The 19,026-nt window shown below is 75.6% G+C and carries 15 protein-coding genes; 12 read left to right on the forward strand and 3 right to left on the reverse strand.

What is annotated here, in order from left to right:
* The first annotated feature begins 2 nt into the window (after nt 1-2).
* The 10 genes from ACIQOW_RS28330 (at nt 3) to ACIQOW_RS28375 (ending at nt 12,380) form a co-directional block, all read left to right on the forward strand.
* Nucleotides 3-950: an alpha/beta hydrolase gene (locus tag ACIQOW_RS28330; protein ID WP_401089584.1), complete on the forward strand. Its 948-nt coding sequence runs from the start codon at nt 3-5 to the stop codon at nt 948-950.
* Nucleotides 947-1,768, forward strand: a complete 822-nt coding sequence (locus ACIQOW_RS28335) for an ABC transporter ATP-binding protein (RefSeq protein WP_401089586.1) — start codon at nt 947-949, stop codon at nt 1,766-1,768. Before ACIQOW_RS28330 ends, ACIQOW_RS28335 begins: the two co-directional genes overlap by 4 nt.
* Nucleotides 1,765-3,564 (forward strand): ATP-binding cassette domain-containing protein, encoded by a 1,800-nt coding sequence (locus ACIQOW_RS28340; protein WP_401089588.1) that lies wholly within the window; start codon nt 1,765-1,767, stop codon nt 3,562-3,564. The genes ACIQOW_RS28335 and ACIQOW_RS28340 overlap by 4 nt, the downstream gene beginning before the upstream one ends.
* 90 nt (nt 3,565-3,654) lie before the next feature.
* Nucleotides 3,655-4,812: an ABC transporter substrate-binding protein gene (locus ACIQOW_RS28345; protein WP_401089590.1), complete on the forward strand. Its 1,158-nt coding sequence runs from the start codon at nt 3,655-3,657 to the stop codon at nt 4,810-4,812.
* A gap of 51 nt (nt 4,813-4,863) precedes the next feature.
* Nucleotides 4,864-5,736: a branched-chain amino acid ABC transporter permease gene (locus ACIQOW_RS28350; protein WP_401089592.1), complete on the forward strand. Its 873-nt coding sequence runs from the start codon at nt 4,864-4,866 to the stop codon at nt 5,734-5,736.
* 68 nt (nt 5,737-5,804) lie between these two features.
* On the forward strand, nt 5,805-6,914 hold the full coding sequence (locus ACIQOW_RS28355; protein ID WP_401089594.1) for a zinc-binding dehydrogenase: 1,110 nt from the start codon (nt 5,805-5,807) through the stop codon (nt 6,912-6,914).
* A gap of 175 nt (nt 6,915-7,089) precedes the next feature.
* Complete coding sequence (locus tag ACIQOW_RS28360) at nt 7,090-8,061, forward strand: aldo/keto reductase (protein WP_401089596.1); 972 nt, start codon at nt 7,090-7,092, stop codon at nt 8,059-8,061.
* A 3-nt stretch (nt 8,062-8,064) separates the two neighbouring features.
* Nucleotides 8,065-9,795 (forward strand): amidohydrolase, encoded by a 1,731-nt coding sequence (locus ACIQOW_RS28365; protein ID WP_401089598.1) that lies wholly within the window; start codon nt 8,065-8,067, stop codon nt 9,793-9,795.
* A gap of 271 nt (nt 9,796-10,066) precedes the next feature.
* Nucleotides 10,067-12,004 (forward strand): glycerophosphodiester phosphodiesterase family protein, encoded by a 1,938-nt coding sequence (locus ACIQOW_RS28370; protein WP_401089600.1) that lies wholly within the window; start codon nt 10,067-10,069, stop codon nt 12,002-12,004.
* Nucleotides 12,005-12,209: 205 nt separating this feature from the next.
* Complete coding sequence (locus ACIQOW_RS28375; RefSeq protein WP_188296538.1) at nt 12,210-12,380, forward strand: hypothetical protein; 171 nt, start codon at nt 12,210-12,212, stop codon at nt 12,378-12,380.
* A 49-nt stretch (nt 12,381-12,429) separates the two neighbouring features.
* On the opposite strand, the gene ACIQOW_RS28380 is transcribed toward ACIQOW_RS28375, so the two are convergent.
* The 3 genes from ACIQOW_RS28380 to ACIQOW_RS28390 all read right to left on the reverse strand — a co-directional run bounded on the left by ACIQOW_RS28380 (nt 12,430) and on the right by ACIQOW_RS28390 (nt 16,953).
* Complete coding sequence (locus ACIQOW_RS28380) at nt 12,430-15,318, reverse strand: ATP-binding protein (protein ID WP_401089602.1); 2,889 nt, start codon at nt 15,316-15,318, stop codon at nt 12,430-12,432.
* A 169-nt stretch (nt 15,319-15,487) separates the two neighbouring features.
* Nucleotides 15,488-15,916, reverse strand: a complete 429-nt coding sequence (locus ACIQOW_RS28385) for a recombinase family protein (RefSeq protein ID WP_401089605.1) — start codon at nt 15,914-15,916, stop codon at nt 15,488-15,490.
* Nucleotides 15,917-16,365: 449 nt separating this feature from the next.
* On the reverse strand, nt 16,366-16,953 hold the full coding sequence (locus ACIQOW_RS28390; protein WP_401089607.1) for an RICIN domain-containing protein: 588 nt from the start codon (nt 16,951-16,953) through the stop codon (nt 16,366-16,368).
* 113 nt (nt 16,954-17,066) lie between these two features.
* On the opposite strand from ACIQOW_RS28390, the gene ACIQOW_RS28395 reads away from it, so the two are divergent.
* Together ACIQOW_RS28395 and ACIQOW_RS28400 are read left to right on the forward strand one after the other, a co-directional pair.
* Nucleotides 17,067-18,047 carry an ArsR/SmtB family transcription factor gene (locus ACIQOW_RS28395; protein ID WP_401089609.1) on the forward strand — a complete coding sequence of 327 codons (981 nt, stop codon included), beginning with the start codon at nt 17,067-17,069 and terminating at the stop codon, nt 18,045-18,047.
* A gap of 53 nt (nt 18,048-18,100) precedes the next feature.
* Nucleotides 18,101-18,646, forward strand: a complete 546-nt coding sequence (locus tag ACIQOW_RS28400) for an NUDIX hydrolase (RefSeq protein ID WP_401089610.1) — start codon at nt 18,101-18,103, stop codon at nt 18,644-18,646.
* Nucleotides 18,647-19,026 lie beyond the last annotated feature (380 nt).

Raw genomic sequence — 19,026 nt, forward strand, 5'->3', positions numbered from 1 at the left:
CGATGCCCCTGCACCCCGAGGCACAACTGATCATCGACCGGTCCGGTGCGGAGGAGCAGCCCGCCCAGCCCGTCGAACTCGATGCCCAGGCCATGCGCGAGCAGTTCCGGACCACCTGGACCATGCCCGAGGACCTGCCCGCCGTCGCCGCCGTCGCGGACACCACCGTCCCCGGCCCGGCCGGCGACATCCCGGTCCGGATCTACACCCCCGAAGGCGAAGGCCCCTTCCCCGCCCTCGTCTGGCTGCACGGCGGCGGCTGGACCATCGGCTGCCTCGACGAGAACGAGTACTCCTGCCGCGCCGTCTGCGCCCAGGCCCAGGCCGTCGTCGTCTCCGTCGACTACCGCCTCGCCCCCGAACACCGCTACCCCGCCGCCGCCGACGACTGCCACGCCGTCCTGACCTGGCTGCACGACAACGCCGCCGCCGTCGGCGCCGACCCGCGGCGCCTGGCCATCGGCGGCGAGAGCGCCGGCGGCAACCTGGCCGCCGTCACCAGCCTGCGCGCACGCGACCACGGCGGCCCCCCGATCGCCCTCCAGGTCCTGGTCTCGCCCGTCGTCGGCCACCCCGACGACGGCCGCGCCTCCTACCGCGACTACGCGGACGGTTACTTCCTCTCCAAGGGGAGCATGGACTGGTTCTTCGACCAGTACCCGCGCGACGCCGCCGACCTCGACGACCCCCACCTGCTGCCGCTGCGCGCCACCGACCTCTCCGGCCTGCCGCCCGCCCTCGTCCTGGAAGCCGAGTACGACGTCCTGCGCGACGAGGGCGAGGACTACGCCCACGCCCTCCTCCAGGCCGGAGTGCCCACCCGCCTCGTGCGCTTCGACGGCCTCATCCACGGCTTCTTCGGCCTGCTCGCCACCGAACTCACCGACGCCGCCCGGGCCCACACCCTGGTCGCCGACGCCCTCCGCCGCACCAGCGGGGACCCCGCGTGAGCACCCCGGCCCTCTCGCTGCGCGACGTCAGCATCAACCGGGCCGAGACCGAGGTCGTCCACGGCGTCAGCCTGGACGTCGCCCCCGCCGGGATCACCGTGCTGCTCGGCGCCAACGGCGCCGGCAAGACCACCCTGATGGACGGCATCGCCGGCCTGGTCCGCACCACCTCCGGCACCGTCGCCCTCGACGGCACCCCCATCGACCGGCTCCCCACCCACCGGCGCGCCGGTGCCGGCCTCGCCTACGTCGAACAGGCCCGCACCGTCTTCCGCACCCTCACCGTCGAACAGAACCTCCTGGTCGCCGAACACGGCGACGGCGACCTCGGCGCCGCCTACCGGCTCTTCCCCGAACTGGAGAAGCGCCGCACCCTCCAGGCCGGCCACCTCTCCGGCGGCGAACAGCAGATGCTCGTCCTCGGCCGCGCCCTGGTCGCCCGGCCCAGGACCGTCCTGATCGACGAGATGTCCTCCGGCCTCGCCCCCGTCGTGGTGCACCGCCTGATGCGCGCCGTCGCCGGCCTGGCCGACCTCGGCATCGCCGTGCTCCTCATCGAGCAGTTCGCCCATCTCGCCCTGGAGATCGGCACCCGGGCCTACGTCCTCGCCAAGGGCCGCATCGTCTTCGACGGCCGCTGCGCCGACCTGCGCGGCGACGCCGACCGCCTGCACGACTTCTACTTCGGCACGACCGGCACGACCGGCACGACCGGCACGACCGGCACGACCGGCACGACCGGCACGACCGGCACGCCCGCCGCCGCGGGCGCGCCGCGCAGCCAGGGCTTGGGCCCGGCGGAGAGCGAGGGCGCATGAACCCCACCGGGCCGAACCCCTTCGGAACGACGGCCGCCCGCCGCCCGCCGGCCGCCGGCCTCGGCGCCGCCGTCCTCGCCTGCCTGCTCGTGCCCACCGTGCTGCCCGCGTACTGGGTCTACCTGGCCGTCACCGCCGTGGTGGGCGCCGTGATCATGCAGAGCTACGGCGTCATCGTCGGCCGGGTCGGCGTGATGTCGCTGTGCCAGGTGTCCTTCGCCGCGATCGGCGCCTGGGTGGTGCTGTGGCTCAACGCCGCCGACGCCCCCGGCGGCTTCCTGCTCTGGCTGCCGCTCGGCGGCCTGGCCGCCGTCCCCGTCGGCATCGCCGTGGGCCTGCCCGCCCTGCGCATCCGCGGCGTCAACCTGGCCGTGGTCACCTTCGGCTTCGCCGTCGCCGCCGACATCGTGCTCACCGCCAACGAGTTCCCCGGCATGGCCGACCTCACCACCCTGGAACGGCCCGCGCTGTTCTCCGACGACGGCGCCTACTTCGTGCTGGCCGTCGCCGTCTTCACCCTGATCGCACTCGGCCTGGCACTGCTCAACCGCACCCGGCTGGGGATGTCCTGGACGGAGCTGCGCCACTCCGAGCGGGCCGCGGCCGCGCACGGCGTGTCCGTCGCCCGCGGCAAGCTGGCCGCCTTCGCGATCAGCGCCTTCATCGCCGGCGTCGGCGGCGGCCTGATGGCCGGCCAGCTCGGCCTGGTGGTCCCCGGCAACTTCGCCATGATGCAGTCGCTCACCCTCTTCGCGGTCGCCATCATGATCGGCCCGCACAACCCCGAGGGCGCGATCATGGGCGGACTGTTCGGGGCGGTGATGGCCACCCTCCTGGACAAGCTCGGCCTGCCGCAGGACCTCGGCGGCATGCTGTTCGGCATCGGCGCGCTCTTCGCCCTGCGCTCCGGCGTCAGCCAGACCGACTTCACCCGGGCCCGCAAGCGCGAGCGCGCCGCCCGCAGGTTCCTCGCCGAACGCGAGGAGGCCGCCGCCGGGACCGGCACCGGCCCCGCCGGTCAAGCCGCCCCCGTCCCCGAAGCCGGGCCGCCCGCCCCGCCGCAGCCCGCCGCCCCGCGCGGCGAACCCTGCCTCACCGTCAGTGGACTGACGGTCCGTTACGGATCGGTGACGGCCCTGGACGCGGTGGACCTGAGCGTGCCGCGCGGCGCCGTGGTCGGCCTGATCGGCCCCAACGGCGCCGGCAAGTCCACCTTCATCGCCGCCGTCACCGGATTCGTCGGCGGCTACCAGGGGAGCGTCGCGCTCGCCGGCACCCCGCTCGACCGCCTCGCCCCCAACACCCGGGCCGCCCGCGGCCTGCGCCGCACCTTCCAGACCACCTCCATCGCCCCCGAACTCACCCAGTACGAGTACCTGACCATCGGCGCCGGGCGCCACCTCGACACCGCCGAAGCCGACGAACTGCTCGACTTCTTCGGCTGCCCGCCCGGACGGCTGCCGGTCTCCATGGTCGACGCCGGCGCCCGCCGCCTGCTCGACGTGGCCGCCGCCGTCGCCGCCCGCCCCGCCGTCGCCCTGCTGGACGAACCCGCCGCCGGCCAGTCCGCCGCCGAATCGCTGCTCCTCGGCCGCCGGCTCGCCGAGGTCCCCGCCCGCTTCGGGGTCTCCGTCCTGCTCGTCGAACACGACATGGACCTCGTCCAGGCCGCCTGCTCCGAGGTCACCGTGCTCGACTTCGGCCACGTCATCGCCTCCGGCCCCACCGCCGAGGTCCTCGCCGACCCGGCCGTGATGGCCGCCTACCTGGGCACCGCCGAACCCACCGCCGTCTGACCCGCCCCGCCACCCCCACCCGCGACGGGCCGCACACCCCCTCCCACCCCCGGTGCGGCCCCGCCCCCACGGAATTGGAAGTGCACCCCCATGAAGCACGCGAAACCGGCCGTGGCCCTCACCGCCCTCGCCCTGGTCCTCACCGCCACCGCCTGCTCCAAGGACGAGGACTCCGCCACCGGCCCGATCAAGGTCGGCTCGATCAACGGCATCACCGGCCTCTTCCAGACCCCCGAGGTCCCGCAGGCCGTCAAGGCCGTCTTCGACGAGGTCAACGCCGCCGGCGGCATCAACGGCCGCAAGCTCGAACTGATCAGCGTGGACGACGCGATGAACCCCCAGCGCTCCACCGAGGCCGCCGTCGACCTGATCCGCTCCAAGAACGTCGTCGCCCTGGTCGGCTCCTCCAGCGCCGTGGACTGCGGCCTCAACCGCGCCGCCTACACCAAGGCCCACGTGGTCTCGATCCCCGCCGTCGGCGTCGACCCCGCCTGCTTCACCAGCCCCGACATCGCCCCCGTCAACCCCGGCCCGTTCAACCTGCTGACCGCCAACCTCTACTACGCCTCCGAGGTCCTCAAGCGCGACAGGGTCTGCCTCGACTACACCGTGCTGCCCGGCAGCGGCAGCGGCATCGAGGACTCCATCAGGAAGTGGACCGAGCTGACCGGCAAGCAGCTCGCCCACAAGGAACTCGCCATCGCCGAGGGCGACCCGACCAAGTACCTGGTCGCCGACAAGAACGCGGGCTGCCAGGCGGTCCTCTACAACGGCATCGTCGGACCGTACTTCGCCCAGGCCAAGACCCAGGGCATGACCGACGTCGACTTCATCGTCGGCGCCAACAGCTACACCGACGCCAACGCCCAGGCCATCCCCGCCGGCCTCGACGTCTACGCCGGCACCGAGTGGCAGCCCTACACCGACACCACCCTGCCCGGCAACGACCGCTGGTCCCAGCTGGTGGAGAAGAACAAGGTCCAGAAGACCGCGTTCAGCCAGGGCGGTGTGATGGCCGCCGACCTGTTCGTCAAGGTCCTCAAGGGCATGAGCGGCCCCATCGACCGGGCCACCGTCACCAAGGCCTTCAAGGAGATGCAGCCCGTCGACTACCCGATGGTCGGCACCCCCTGGGTCTTCGGCCCCGGCGACAGCCACAACCCCGTCCAGGGCAGCCGGTTCGTCAAGGCCGTCAACGGCAGCTGGCAGGTCCTGCCAGAAGGCTTCGTCGTCCCCGCCAAGAAGTGACCGCCAGGCCGTGACCGCCCCCACCCGATCGAGCACCACAGGAGCTGTCCCGTGCTGAACTCCACACTCGCCGGCCTCACCGGCGGAGGCGTCTACGCACTGCTCGGACTGTGCGTCGTGCTGACCCACCGCCTGGTCGCCACCGTCAACTTCGCGATGGCCGCCGTCGGCGCGCTCGGCGCCTTCACCATGGTCGGCCTGACCGACGCGGGCACCGGCCTCTGGCTCGCCCTGCCGGTGGGGGTCCTCACCGGAGCCGCGCTCTCCGCCCTGCTCGGCGCGGTCCTGGTGCGCTGGTTCGCCGGGCACTCCCAGAACACCAAGGCCGCCGTCACGGTCGCCGTGTACGTCGCCGTCATGGCCGTCGGCCTGCGCCTGTTCGGCTCCAACACCACCGGCGCGCACACCTTCCCGAGCCCCTTCGAGAAGCCGCTGTTCACCGTCGGCGGCGTGGTGGTCCCGCAGTCCGTCCTGGTCACCGTCGCCCTCGCGGTGGTGATCGCCGGCGGGGTCGGACTGCTCCTCACCCGCACCAGGATCGGCCTGCGGCTCCAGGCACTGTCCGAACAGCCCGCCACCGCCGAGGTGGTCGGCATCCCGGTCGCCCGGCTGGCGGTGGCGCTGTGGGCCGCCATCGGCGCCGTCACCACCCTCGTCGTGGTGCTGGCCGCACCCCGGCTGGGCGGCGACTTCTCCAGCCTCGGCAAGCTGATCAACACCGCGCTGGCGGTGGCCATGCTCGGCGCCTTCCGCAGCCTGCCGCTCACCGTGGCCGGCGGCCTCTTCCTCGGCTGCCTGGAGGGCCTGTCCTCCTCGATCGAGGCGATCCAGAAGTACCAGGGCGTGGTGCCCTTCCTGGTCATCCTGGTGCTGCTCTGGTGGCGCAGCCGCCACGAGGTGTGGGACACCGCGCACAGCCGATGACCGCCCCGACCGGCCCGGACACCCGTCCGGGCCGCCGACACGGGGGACACGAGAGGAGACCGAGAGCGATGACGCTCCCCACGCACACCCGGGCGGCCGTCCTGCGGGCCCACGGCGAACCGCTGGTGACCGAGGAGATCCCGCTGCCCGACCGGATCGAACCGGGCGCCGCCCTGGTCAGGACCGACTGCGCCACGCTCTGCGCCACCGACGTGCACCTGTGGAGCGGCGCCATGACCTTCCCCGGCATGCTGCCCATGGTCCTCGGCCACGAGATGGTGGGCACCGTCCTGGCCGCCGGCGAGGGCACCGTGGACGCCCTGGGCCGGCCCGTCACCGCGGGCAGCCGGATCGGCTGGTCCGAGTCCACCTGCGGCCACTGCCACGGCTGTACGGTGCTGCGCACCCCGGTGGCATGCGAGCACCGCGGCTACGGCTTCCTCCAGCGCAGCGACCGCCACCCGTACGCCACCGCCGGGCTCGCCGAGCACGCCTACGTCACCCCGGGGGCGCAGAAGTACCTGCTGCCCGAGGAGGTCGAGGACACCTGGGCGGCGGCGGCCGGCTGCGCGGTCAAGACCGTGCTGCACGCCTTCGACCGGGCCGGCGGCACCCGCCCCGGATCCTCGGTGGTGATCCAGGGCGCGGGCGCGCTCGGCATCGTCGCCACCGCGGTGGCCAAGGCCGGCGGCGCCGGCCCGGTGATCACCATCGGCGCCCCGAAGCGCCGCCTCGACCTGGCCGAGGAGTTCGGCGCCGACCTGGTGCTCGGACTCGACGAGGGCCCCGCCGCCCGCAAGGAGGCGGTGCTCGCGGCCACCGGCGGCCGCGGCGCCGACCTGGTGATCGACCTGGCCGGCGCCCCCGGCGTCGGCGCCGAGGCCGTCGACCTCGCCGCCTGGGGCGGGCGCTTCGTGGTGGTCGGCACCACCGGCCCCGCGCCCCAGGAGATCCCGCTCGGCACCGTGATGGGCAAGGAGCTGACCGTGCTCGGCTCGCTCAACGGCGACGTCGGCGACTACCACCGGGCGATCGGCTTCCTGCGCGACTTCCGCTCCCGCTTCGACTGGGACGCCCTGTTCGGCGAGCCCGTCGGCCTGAGCGGCGCCACCGCCGCCGTCGAGGCGATGTCCCGGCTGGAGCAGACCAAGGCCGTCGTCGACCCCAGGCTGCCCTGACACCCCGCCACGGCGGCCCGGCCGGCCGCCACCCCCCCGCCGCCCGGCGCCCCCCGCGCCGCCGGCCCCCCGCCGCCCGGCGCCCCGAGGTCCCCGTGTGTGTCCCGACCCTCCGGGGCGCCGGGTCCCGTACCGACCCCGCCCGACCCGTCCGACCTCATCCGCGAGGAGCAGCATGACCGCGACCACCAGGCCCATCGTGCCCAGGCGCCGGCTCGGCACCGCCGGCCCCGAGGCCTCCGTCCTCTCCCTGGGCTCCTGGCACACCTACGACCGGATGGACTTCGCCGACGCCGTCGCCATGGTCCGCCACGCCGTCGACCTCGGCGTCAACCTCTTCGACGTCGCCGTCTACGGCCTGCCCGGCGGCCCGCCGGTCTTCACCGACGTCCTGTTCTCCGCGATCGTGCGCGCCGCCGGCCTCGCCCGCGAGGACTACCTGCTGTCCGCGAAGCTCTGGCTGGAGCCCTACCCCGGGCTCCCGCTGCGCGAGCAGCTGCGCGGCGCCCTGTTCCGGGCCGGCGTCGAGCACGCCGACGTCGCCGTCCTCGGCGACGTGCGCCGCGACGACCTGGACCTGCGGGCCGTCGCCGAGGAACTCGCCGAACTGGAGCGCGAGGGCCTGATCGGCTGCTGGGGCGTCAACAACTGGTCGGCGACGCACATCCGCACCGTCCGCGAGCACGCCCGCGCGGCCGGATCGCCCGGCCCGCAGCTCGCCCAGCTCAAGTACAGCCCCTGCCGCCGCGCCATCCCCGACGGCGAACCGTTCGCCGCGCTCTTCGCCGAAGGCCTCTCGATGCAGGCCTCCGACGTGCTGGAGGGCGGCCTCCTGGCCGGCCGCGCCGCCCCCTCCCGGGAGATCGGCCGAGACCCCGGCGGCATCCGCGACCGGATCACCGCCGCCGCGCCCGGCCTGGCCGAGACCGCCGCCGGCCTGGGCGCCACCGCCGCGCAGCTGTGCGTCGCCTTCGCCCTCACCCACCCGGCCACCGCCACGGTGCTGTTCGGCGCCAGCCGGATGGCGCAACTGACCGACAACACCGGCGCCCTCGCCCTGGTCGAACGGGTCGGCGCCGAGCGGCTGCGCGAGCTGGTGGCCCCGTACTGGGCGGACCGCGGCGTGGTCGACCCGGAAGGACCGTGACCGATGGCCGACACCACCGCCCCGCCCGGATCCGCCCGCCCCGCCGACCTGGTGCTGCTCGACGGCGAGGTGCTCACCGTCGACGGCGCCTTCTCCACGGCCCGGGCCGTCGCCGTCCGGGACGGCCTGGTCCTCGCCGTCGGCAGCACCGCCGAAGTGCTCGCCCACGCCGGCCCCGCCACCAGGACCGTGGACCTGCGCGGGCGCACCCTGCTGCCCGGCATCAACGACTCCCACCTGCACGGCCACGCCTGGGGCCTGAACCGCCCCCCGCTCGCCCTGGACCTCAACCACCCCGCGGTGGGCTCGATCGCCGACGTCGTCGCCACGGTGGCCGCCGCCGCCCGCACGGCCGCCCCCGGCGAGTGGATCGTCGGCCGCGGCTGGGACGTCGGCTACCTCGCCGAGTGCCTGGACGGCAGCCGCGACCTGCCCGACCGCGCCGACCTGGACGCCGCCGCCCCCGACAACCCGGTCTGCCTGACCGACTTCTCCGACCACACCGCCTGGGTGAACTCCGCCGCCCTGCGCGTCGCCGGCATCGGCCGCGGCTCCGTCCCCCCGTCCGGTGGCACCATCGACACCGATCCGGCCGGGAACCCCACCGGCATCCTGCGCGAGGCCGCCCAGCGGGCCGTCCACGCCCACATCCCGCGCCCCGACGAACAGCGCCGCCGGGCCGCCGTCACCGGCGCGATCCGGGCCCTGAACGCCCTGGGCACCACCAGCTACACCGAACCCGGGCTCGGCCCCGGCGGCGAGGGCATCATGGCCGGCGCCCTCGGCGGCGCCGCCCTGCGCACCTACCTGGACCTCGCCCGGGCCGACGAGCTCCACGCCCGGGTCAGCGTGCTGCTGCTGCCCGCACCGATGGGCGGGGGAGTGGCCGACCTGGAGGCCGGACTCGCCGACCTGGCCGGCACCGCCCTCGACGGCATCGACCCGCGCCGCCTGGCCGTGCTCGGCGTCAAGCTCTTCGCCGACGGCGTACCGCCCAACCGGACGGCCTGGATGCGCGACGCCTACCCGGGCGGCGGCCACGGAGCGCTGTGCGTGCACGGCTCGGCACCGGCCCTGCAAGCCGCCGAACTGACCGCGATGATCGCCGTCGCGCACGCCGCCGGCCACCAGATCGGCGTCCACGTCACCGGCGACCGCGCCATCGACACCGTCGCCGACGCCCTCGCCGCCGCCCAGCTCGCCCACCCCAGGCCGGACGCCAGGCACTACCTGATCCACGGCGACTTCGCGACCCCCCGGGCCCTGGACCTGCTCGCCCGCCACGACTACGGCGTCAACATGAACCCGGCGATCAAGTGGACCATCTCCGACCTGATGGACGAGGTGGTCGGCCCGGACCGCTCGGCCCGGATGTGGCCGGTGCGCTCCGCCCTGGACGCCGGGGTCCGGGTGTGCGCCAGCTCGGACGCCCCGATCACCGAACCCGACTGGCGCCGGGGCGTCGCCGCCATGCTGCTGCGCGAGTCCAAGGCCACCGGCCGCACCAGCGGCCCGCGGGAGCGCGTCGGACTGCGCGACGCGGTGCGCGCCTACACCGCAGAGCCGGCCCGCCAGGACTTCGCCGAGCGGTGGAAGGGCAGCATCGAACCCGGCAAGGTCGCCGACCTGTGCGTCCTCGGCGGACGGCTGACCACCACCTCCCCGCACGACCTGCCCGGGCTCCCCGTCGACCTGACCTTCCTCGACGGCCGCCGGGTGCACGGCGAGGACTGACCGGCCCGGCCGCCCCGGAGCGCCGTCCGGCGGAACCGCCCGCCGGACGGCGCGGCCGCCCCGGCTCGGCGTGCCCGTCCCGGTCGCGCTGGGCTACCGCCCGACCGCCCCGCGCAGGCGGCCCCGCACCCGGCCGCCGTACCCTGTACGGAAACGAACCGGCCAATCGGCGCAAGGAACCCGCCACCGTCGCGAACCGCACGCGCAATGGTCACGAACGGTTCGCGGAGCCGTGGCGCCCGGTTCGACAACCGTCCCTAGCGTGCCGCCCATGACACAGAGTCACCGCCCCCGCGCCGGCCGCCGCGCCGGCCTGCTCGCCGCCGCCGTCGCCGCCTCGCTCGGCCTCGGCGCCGTCGCCCTGAACGCCCCGGCCGCCGTCTCCGCCGAAGCCGCCCCCACCGCGGCCGGCGCCACCCCGGCCCCCGGCGAGGTCGTCCTCGACGAGCACTTCTCCACCCCCGCCCTGCCGGCCGGCTTCACCGCCGTCGAGGGCGACTGGAAGGTGGAGGGCGGTCGCCTGGTCGGCACCTCCGCCAACTCCGGCCAGCAGAGCCGGATCACCTTCGGCCGCCACCTGAACGACTTCCGCATCGAGGCCACCGCCCGCTTCGAGACCGTCCAGGACAACGCCCGCTGGACCGCCGTCGGCCTCGACGTCCCCGCCTCCGGCGCCACCCCCTGGTCGATCGCCACCATGCGCACCGGCACCACCGCCGCCAACGGCCTCGAATTCGCCCAGCGCACCGCCGCCAACGCCTGGAACGTCACCAACACCGCCGCGGCCCCCACCGCCGCCGGCACCGGCCGCGACGTCCGCGTCGCCGTCGAGGTCCACGGCACCACCGCCCGCTGGATCTTCGACGGCAAGGAGATCATGCGCACCACCCAGGTCGCCCGCACCGCCGACGGCGGCCAGGCCCTGGTGGTCAACGGCGCCAAGGTCTCCTTCGACGACCTCAAGGTCACCGCGCTCGCCCCCGGCGGCTGGCTGCGCCCGGCCGGCTCGCCGCTGACCGTCTTCGCCCACCGCGGCGCCTCCTCCGCCGCCCCCGAGAACACCCTCGTCTCCGACGAGATCGCCCGCCGCGGCGGCGCCGAGTGGATCGAGAACGACGTCCAGCCCAGCAAGGACGGCGTCCCCTACGTCCTGCACGACGACAGCGTCGACCGCACCACCAACGGCAAGGGCCGCATCCGCGACCTGACCGCCGCCCAGCTCGACGCCCTGGACGCCGGCTCCTGGTTCGGCCCCGCCTACACCGGCACCCGGGTGCCCACCCTGGCCGCCCAGCTGGAGGACCTGCGCACCCGCGGCGGCAACCTGCTGCTGGAGATCAAGGGCAAGCACAGCCGCGACGAGGTCGCCCGGATCGTCAAGGAGGTGCGCGACCAGCGGATGACCGGCCGGGTCTTCGTCCAGAGCTTCGAGGTCGACGCCCTGCGGTACACCCGCGAACTGGCCCCCGAACTGCCGCTCGGCCTGCTGCGCGGCGACCTCGACGCCGACCCGGTCGCCCTCTCCAAGGACCTCGGCCTGTCCGCCTACAACCCCTCCGACGGCGGCCTCGCCGCGCGCCCCGGCGTGGTGAAGGACCTGCACGCCGCCGGCGTCGCGGTCAACGTCTGGACGGTCGACTCCGCCACCCGCTGGAAGGCCCTGGAGGCCGCCGGCGTCGACGGCGTCATCACCAACCGCCCGGCGGAGCTGACCGGTTGGAACAGCGCCTGGCTCCAGGGCACCGCGCCCACCCAGCCCGCCGCACCCACCGTCGCGATCACCTCCCCGGCCGCCGGAGCCACCCTGGACCGCGCCCAGCAGCCGGTGACCGCCGTCCAGGCCACCGGTGCCGACACCGTCCGCCTCACCCTGGACGGCAGGGAACTGGCCGCCGGCACCGCCCTGGACACCACCGCCCTCGCGCTCGGCAAGCACACCCTGCGCGCCGAGGCCACCGGCCCCGGCGGCCGCGCCGAGACCACCGCCGAGTTCACCGTCGCCGCCACGCCCACCGGCCTGGCCGCCCTGGTGCTCACCTCCGGCGCCGACCGCAACGCCGTCGCCACCCTGACCGTGATGCTCGGTCAGGGCCAGTACCAGCCGCTCGCCCAGTGGGCCGAGAACCAGGCCGGCCGCGGCATCGCCGCCGACCGGGCCCGCCTGATCGCCGCCGACGCCCGCGCCCTGGACGGCGCCGCCCGCGGCTGACGTCCGATCCCTTGCCCCAGGTGGCCCCGTACCGTCGGCGGACGGTACGGGGCCACGGCACGTCAGGCACCCGGGGGGACAGGCACGGGGGAGTACCCAGGATTCGCCCAGGATTGGGTAGCGGTACGCATTGTTCCCGCCCGGCCCAGCCGGTTTCCTGGAGCCCGCCCGAACCGACGACCCTCACCCTCCCCGGAGGTCGCCCATGACCCGTCGCGAACGCCTGCGGCTCTACGCCGACGAGCACTTCACCGCCCCCGACCCAGGGCTGGTATCGCCCGCCCGCCGCAGCAGCGGCCTGCGCCGGCCCGGCCTGGCCCGGCTGGCCAGGCTCTCCCGGCTGGTCGAACGGGCCGGGCACCAGCAGCACTGCTGACCGGACCGGGTCCCGCCTCTTGAGGGAGCAGGCGGGACCCACCTCTTTCTCAGGAGGCGGCTTCCTCCGCGGCCAGCGCCTCACCCAGCCCCGCCCGGCCGACACCCAGTTTGCGCAGCGCGCTCGCCACGTGGTGCTCGACCGTACGGGTCGACAGGAACAGCGCCCGGGCGATGTCCTGGTTCGCCGCCCCCCGCGCGGCCAGCGCCGCGACCTGCCGCTCGCGCGGCGACAGCCGCTCCCCGTACCCGCGCCGCCCCGGCGACGCCACCCGGCCCAGACCCAGCTCACGGCGCAGCCGCTGACAGCGGGCCGCGTCCGAGGCCGCGCCCAGCGCCAGATAGGCCCGCTCGGCCGCGGCGATCCGCTCCCCGGCCGCCGCCCGGTCCGAGACCGCCGCCACGGCACCGGCCCGCTCCCCGGCCCGCGCCGCCTCGTACGGGCGCCCGATCCCCTCCCACAGCTCACCGGAGCGGACGAACTGCGCGCCCGCGCCCGCCGGATCCGCCCCGGCCAGCAGCAGACCCCGGGCGAAGGCCAGCGCCGCCAGCGCGGCCGGCGCGTCCCGCCCCTCCAGACCCGCCCCCGCCTGCCCGGCCAGCTCCCGCGCGCCCGCCCGGTCACCCGTGGCCAGCAGCACCTCGACCGCCACCGGCAGCAGCTCCGCCGCCCGCGCCCAGGCCCCGGCCCGGCGCAGCGCGGCCAGCGCCGGCTCCAGCGTGGCCGCCGCCCGTCCGCCGTCCCCCTCCGCCAGCTGGAGCGCCGCCGACCCGGCCGCCGCCCGCATCACCCCGGTCACCTGCGACTCCCGGTCCCCGTACGGGCCCGCCTCGGCGAACCGGGCGTGCGCCACCGCCAGCTGCCCGCGCGCCGCCGCCAGCCGGCCCAGCAGCAGGGCCTGCTCGATCCCCGCCATCGCCAGGTCGGGGAACTCCGCGCCCAGCGCCGCCAGCCGCTCCTCCAGCCCGTCCCAGTGCCCGGCCAGGCCGTCCAGCCGCACCAGGGCGATCCGGCTGTAGCACTCCAGGTACGGGATCGCCGCCTGCCGCGCCAGACGCCGGCTCTCCTCCAACAGCCGCGCCGCCCGCCGGTCGTGGCCCAGCTCGACGGAGATCTCGCCCACGTTGTACAGGGCGCGGGTGGTCTGCCGGACGATCTCCGGCCGGTCCGAACTGCGCGGCAGCGCGTCCAGCCGCTCCCACACCGACGGGTCCCCCTCGCGCGCCAGGAACGTCAGCCGGGTGGCCCGCACCGCGGCGGCCACCTCCTCGTCCGGGTGCCCGGCCAGCGTCCGCTCGGCCCGCTCCAGCCACCCCCAGGAGCGCTCGCCGGCGCCGTCGCGCTCGTTCATGGCCATCGCCACCATCGCCCTGGCCGCCCGGTCCGGGCGCTGCTCCAGCTCGTCGAGGGACTCCTCCATCCGGTCGAAACCGGCCCGGTCCCCGCCGTGCACGGCCATCAGGAAGCCCAGCGACAGGCGGATCTCGCCGCGGTCGGGCGCCGGCAGCCGCGGATCGGCGATGATCGCGGTCAGCGCCGCGGCACTGGCCACCGAGTCCACGCCGTCCGCCGCGATCCTGGCCAGCGCGATCGCGGCCCGCCCGCGCCGCTCCGGAGCGAGGTCCGGCTCGTCCAGCAGCCGCCGCAGCAGCGCGCCGGCACTGCCGCTGTCCCCGAGCGCGACCGCCTGCCCGGCGGCGGCCTCGGCCACCTCCTGCCAGGCCGCCCGGTCGCCCAGCGCCAGGGTGTGGTGGGCGATCTGCACCAGCGGCCTCGGCTCGCGCGCGCCCAGCGCCGCCACCGCCCGCCGGTGCAGGGCGGAGCGCCGCGGCCCGGGCAGCCGGCGGTAGGCCACCTGCTGCGCCAGGACGTGCCGGAACCCGTAGCGGGCCAGCGGCTGCTCGTTGAGCACCGCCGCCCGCAGCGCCTCGGTGAGGCCGTCCGCCGCGGCCTGCGCGTCGAGGCCGGCCACGGCCGCCAGCAGGTCCTCCCCGGCCGCCACGCCGAGCACCGCGGCGGCCGAGGCGATCGCGGCGGCGTCCGGGGACAGCGCCGCGAGCCGCTCGGCGACCGCGTCGTGCAGGCCGCGCGGCACCTCGGACTGCTCCAGGTCGGCGGCCAGGTCCGCGGCGTTGGTCAGCTCGCCGGCGCCGCGCCGCTCGCCCAGCGTGATCAGGTCCTCCTCGGCGACCAGCGGCAGGCCCTCGCTGCGGTCGAACAGCACCCGGGTGAGGGCGGGCGTCGCGCGCGGGCCCAGCGCGGCCCTGGCCAGCTCGTGCACCTCGGCCTCGGCGAGCGGGGCCAGCCGCAGCAGCGCGCCGCCCACGCCCGCCGGGCGCCGGTAGGCGGCGCCGAGCGCCGGGGTGTCCGGCGGCAGGTCCTCGGCCCGGTAGGTGAGCACCAGGGCCAGCCCGGCCGGCACGTCCCTGGCCAGCAGCAGGAGCAGCTCGCGGGTCGCGTCGTCCACCCAGTGCAGGTCCTCGATGACCAGGACCGTCTCGCCGAGCGCGTCGAGCAGCGCGCGCACCGCCTGGACGAGCAGCCGCAGCCCGGGCGGCCCCTCACCGGCGGCGGCGGGCAGCGGCGGCAGCCGGTCGGCGAGGTCGGGCAGCAGCGGGCGCAGCGCCCCGGCGCTGGCGGCGATGCGCCCGGCGGGCGGCAGGAACGGGCCGACGCCGCGCAGCGCGTCCACCACCGGGCCGAAGGCCAGCGGCTCGCGCAGCGGGTGGCAGAAGCCGGTCAGCACCCGGCGGCCCGCCGCCGCCGCGCCGGCCGCGGCCTCGGCCACCAGGCGGGACTTGCCGAGGCCGGCCTCGCCCTCGACCAGCACCACGGCGGGCGGGTGGAGCACCGCTTCGGTGAGGCGGTCCAGTTCGGGCCGGCGCCCGACGAACGCGAAACCGGCGCCGGGCGATCCCGGCTCGACGGGCCGACTCACGGCCGTCCGGTTGGTTCGGGTGCGCGGCGCTCGCCGAGGAGGGGTGCGAAGGCCATGCGCCCCATCATGCCGTGACGGCTCCGGGGGCAGCCCGCCGGGGGCACTCAGTCGGTGCCTCCGGCCAGGGCGTTCAGGCGGTGCGTTCAGGCGGGTCGTTCAGGCGGGTCGTTCAGGCGGTGCGGGCGCGCAGGGGGCGCCGTCGCCGGGGTTCGGCGAGCAGCGCGGTCCGTACGGGCGCGGGCAGGGGCAGCGCGCCCGGGCCCGGCAGGTCGAGCACCGCGCAGCCCAGCGCCTCCAGCCGGCGCACGGTGGCCCGGGCACAGCGGTCGTCGAGCGAGAAGACGAACGGCCCGGGCACCAGCACCACGTTCACCCAGCCCTGCCCGGCCCGCTCCAGCAGCCGCTCCAGGGCGGGGCGCGGGTCCGCGGAACGCACCCCGTCGTCCAGGAAGGCGGAGGGCACCGGCAGGCCGCGCTGCCGGGCCAGGTGCTCCAGCACGGAGCGCTGGTAGTCCAGCCCCGCCGCGTCGGCGGGGTAACAGCGCAGGTACAGCGCGGGCCGGGCGGGGCGGGGAGGCCGGGAGGGGCGGTCGGTCATGTCGTGCACCTGCTTCGTCCGCGAGGAGTGCGACGGGGTGGGGGAACCCGTCCACTCCAGCAGGCCCCGGTGAACAGTGCGGGATCAATAGCGGTCGCCACCCAATCGGGTGGCCGCCGAGCAGACCACCACGGCGCCCGTCCCGGGCGTCCGGGGCGTCCCGGGTGACGGGTGGCGGCGGCCCGGAACGGTGGGGCGGCGCCAACTCGCCGATCCGGACGGTGCGTTCGCGAAGGCGGAGGAGCCGGCGTGATCGACGGGCGCGCCTTCGCCAGGGCCGCCGGGGACTGCCGGGGGCCGCACCGGCCGGACCCCCGTACCGGTCGGGGCGCCCCCGGCGGCCCGCGTCGGCGCCGGGCGGCCGTCCGTCCGGGACGGGCCCCGCGGCCTCGTGGGGGAGAAGCCGCGGGACGTCGGTCACCGGCCGCCGGCGGCCGGCCGTGCGGGGGTCACCCGGAGGTCGTCCACCGCTGCTCGGAACCGCCGGTGCAGGTCCACTGGACGACCGGGGCGCCCGGCGTCGTACTCGAAGCGCCGACCGCGGCGCACAGGCCGCTCGCCCGGTTCCTGATCTGCGCGAAGCCCGTGTCCGGGTTGGAGCCGAAGTACCAGGTCTGCTCCGCCCCCTTGTCGCAGCCGTACTGGATCAGCTGGACCCCGGCGTTCGGCGAACTCGCCGGATCGGCCAGGCACTTGCCGCTGTTCTTGTTCACGATCTCGTAGCCGCCACCGGAGTTCGGCATGGGGTAGAGGCCCCAGTACTGCTCGGCGCCGCCGTAACAGGACCACTGGATGATCCCGGCCCCGCCCGCCGTACTCCCGGCCCCGACCGACAGGCAGTGCTGGCTGTTGTAGTTCCAGAGCTCCACGATCTCCCCGTCCCTGACCGACGGGGACGCGCCCCCACCGCCCTGCTGCGCCGAGGCGGGCGTCACCCCCGCCGCGAACGCGATCGCGGCGGCGAGCCCGATGGCCCCCGCGCCGAGCTTCGTCCGGGTGCGGCCGGCGACGGCGGCCGGCTTCCTGTGAACGATCACTGGTCCTGTTCCTCTCGGGGTTGGTCCGTGCGGTGAATCCAGGAAACGCCGGGCCGATCGACCGGTCGAATGATTCGATTTCTTTCGAAGGGGCTGGCGAAGGGGGAGCGTTCGTGATCCGGATCCGCCTGGGGGCCCGGGGGCTGGGGAACGTCAGGTTCGCGGTCTCGCCGGTCGGCGCGGCCAAGGACCTGCTCCGCCTGGTGGGCTTCAGCCCGGGCACACTGACCCCGCAGTGGCGGGGCAGGGCCACGGAGGCGCTGTCCCGGCACCGGCTCGGGCTGCTGGCCGTGGTCGGCGGAGGCGGTCCCCTCGGGTACGCCCCGGACTTCCTCCGGCCGGAGCCGCCGGCCTTCCTGACCGACATCGACACGGCGCTGCACCAGATCGCGACGACTCCGCGGGAGCGGATCCGCTACGAGCTGGCCGGGGCCGTCAACGGCCACTCCTGGGAGCCCGGTTCGGCTCACCCGCCGCCGCGGCAGTTGCTCCGGGCCCTCGACCGGGGGGAGGACCACCTCGCGCGCCGCCTCGCCGACGAGATGGCGCGGTTCTGGCAGACGGCCCTGGCACCCTCGTGGCCGGCGATCCGGGCCGGGCTGGAGGCCGACGTCACCGCCCGGGCCACCGAGATCGCCCGGTCCGGGCTTGCCGAGGCGCTCAACCGGCTGGCTCCGAACCTGGAGTGGCGTGACGGCGAGCTGATCGTCCACCTGCGCACGGACAGCATCCACCGGCTGACGGTGGACGCGGACGCGGTGATCCTGACGCCGAGCGTCTTCGTCGACTGGGCGCTGTTCTGCGCGGGGGAGCCGCCCGGTGTGCCGGCACCGCGCACTCCGCTGATCGTCTACCCGGCCGCGCGGTTGGACTGTCTGCCGCCGGCCCAGGACCATCCGCTGATCGGTGCGATGCGGCGGAAACTGCTGGCGGAGCTGAGCCAGCCGAGGTCCACGACGGAGATCGCGCAGCGGCTGTACCTGAGCCCGGCCACGGCCTCGTACCACCTACAGATCCTTCACCGGGCCGGGCTCGTGACCCGGACCCGGTGCTCCCGGCACGTGCTCTACCAGCGGCTCGGCGGAGCGACGTAGACGCCGTACGGGAACGGCTCCCCCGCGACGGGGCGAGTCGTACAGTCCTGGCCATGACCGAAACCACCACCACCGCTCCGTGGCGCGAGACAGAACGCGCCACCGACTTCAGCGAGTTCGGCCGGGCCGTGGACCGCGTCGACTACGAGATGCCCGACGGCAGGAAGGAGGAGTTCTACCTCAAGCGCGAGCGCCCGGCCGGCGCCGTGCTCGCCCTCACCCCCGACCGGCACGTCATCCTGGCCCGCCAGTACCGTCCGGGCCCCGGCCGCGTCCTGCACGAACTCCCGGGCGGCGACATCGAACCCGGGGAGTCCGCGGCGGACGCCGTCGCCCGAGAACTGCTGGAGGAAACCGGCTACCAGGGCGACGTACGCGAGGTCGGGTCGTACTGGCTCGACGCCTACTCCGACACCCGCCGCCACGCCTTCCTCGCCACCGGCTGCGTCAAGGTCCGCGAACCGCGGCCGGAGCGCACCGAGTTCATCGACGTGGCCATCCTCGACCTGGCGGAGTTCCGCACCCGCGTGCTCCGCACCGGCGAGCTGACCGACGCCGCCGCGGCCTACCTCGCCCTCGATCACCTCGGGCTCCTGTAGCCGGGGAGGGGAGCAGCGGGCGAGCCGGCCGGACGCCGCGCCCACCCGTCCCGTAGGGAGGGCCCCGTGACCGAACGGAGCGCCACCGGAACCTACCCCGCCGACCGGTACACCAGCAGGTTCGTCTCCCCGCCCGCCCGCGCCGCCGCCCTGGTCCCGGCCGACGGCAGGGGCAGCCGCCCGCGCGCCGAAGGTGCTGGTGCCGCACGGCTCCGGCCTCGGAGCCGTGCGGTGGGTCGTCGAGCGTACTAACCGCCTGCATCCACGGCTTCCGCCGCCTGCGGAGCCGCTGGGACATCCGCGACGATGCCCATGAGGCCTTCCCCGGGGTGGCCGAAGTCCCTTGCCATACTGGTGCGATGTGCTTTCGAGGGGCCACT

The organism is Kitasatospora sp. NPDC091335 (genome assembly GCF_044757205.1).
Taxonomy (GTDB): Bacteria; Actinomycetota; Actinomycetes; order Streptomycetales; family Streptomycetaceae; genus Kitasatospora.

What these genes read in the sequence shown, in the direction of transcription:
- ACIQOW_RS28330 (WP_401089584.1), top strand. Translation starts at nt 3, where the DNA reads ATGCCCCTGCACCCCGAGGCACAACTGATCATCGACCGGTCCGGTGCG.
- ACIQOW_RS28340 (WP_401089588.1), top strand. Translation starts at nt 1,765, where the DNA reads ATGAACCCCACCGGGCCGAACCCCTTCGGAACGACGGCCGCCCGCCGC.
- ACIQOW_RS28345 (WP_401089590.1), top strand. Translation starts at nt 3,655, where the DNA reads ATGAAGCACGCGAAACCGGCCGTGGCCCTCACCGCCCTCGCCCTGGTC.
- ACIQOW_RS28355 (WP_401089594.1), top strand. Translation starts at nt 5,805, where the DNA reads ATGACGCTCCCCACGCACACCCGGGCGGCCGTCCTGCGGGCCCACGGC.
- ACIQOW_RS28360 (WP_401089596.1), top strand. Translation starts at nt 7,090, where the DNA reads ATGACCGCGACCACCAGGCCCATCGTGCCCAGGCGCCGGCTCGGCACC.
- ACIQOW_RS28365 (WP_401089598.1), top strand. Translation starts at nt 8,065, where the DNA reads ATGGCCGACACCACCGCCCCGCCCGGATCCGCCCGCCCCGCCGACCTG.
- ACIQOW_RS28370 (WP_401089600.1), top strand. Translation starts at nt 10,067, where the DNA reads ATGACACAGAGTCACCGCCCCCGCGCCGGCCGCCGCGCCGGCCTGCTC.
- ACIQOW_RS28375 (WP_188296538.1), top strand. Translation starts at nt 12,210, where the DNA reads ATGACCCGTCGCGAACGCCTGCGGCTCTACGCCGACGAGCACTTCACC.
- ACIQOW_RS28385 (WP_401089605.1), bottom strand. Translation starts at nt 15,916, where the DNA reads ATGACCGACCGCCCCTCCCGGCCTCCCCGCCCCGCCCGGCCCGCGCTG.
- ACIQOW_RS28400 (WP_401089610.1), top strand. Translation starts at nt 18,101, where the DNA reads ATGACCGAAACCACCACCACCGCTCCGTGGCGCGAGACAGAACGCGCC.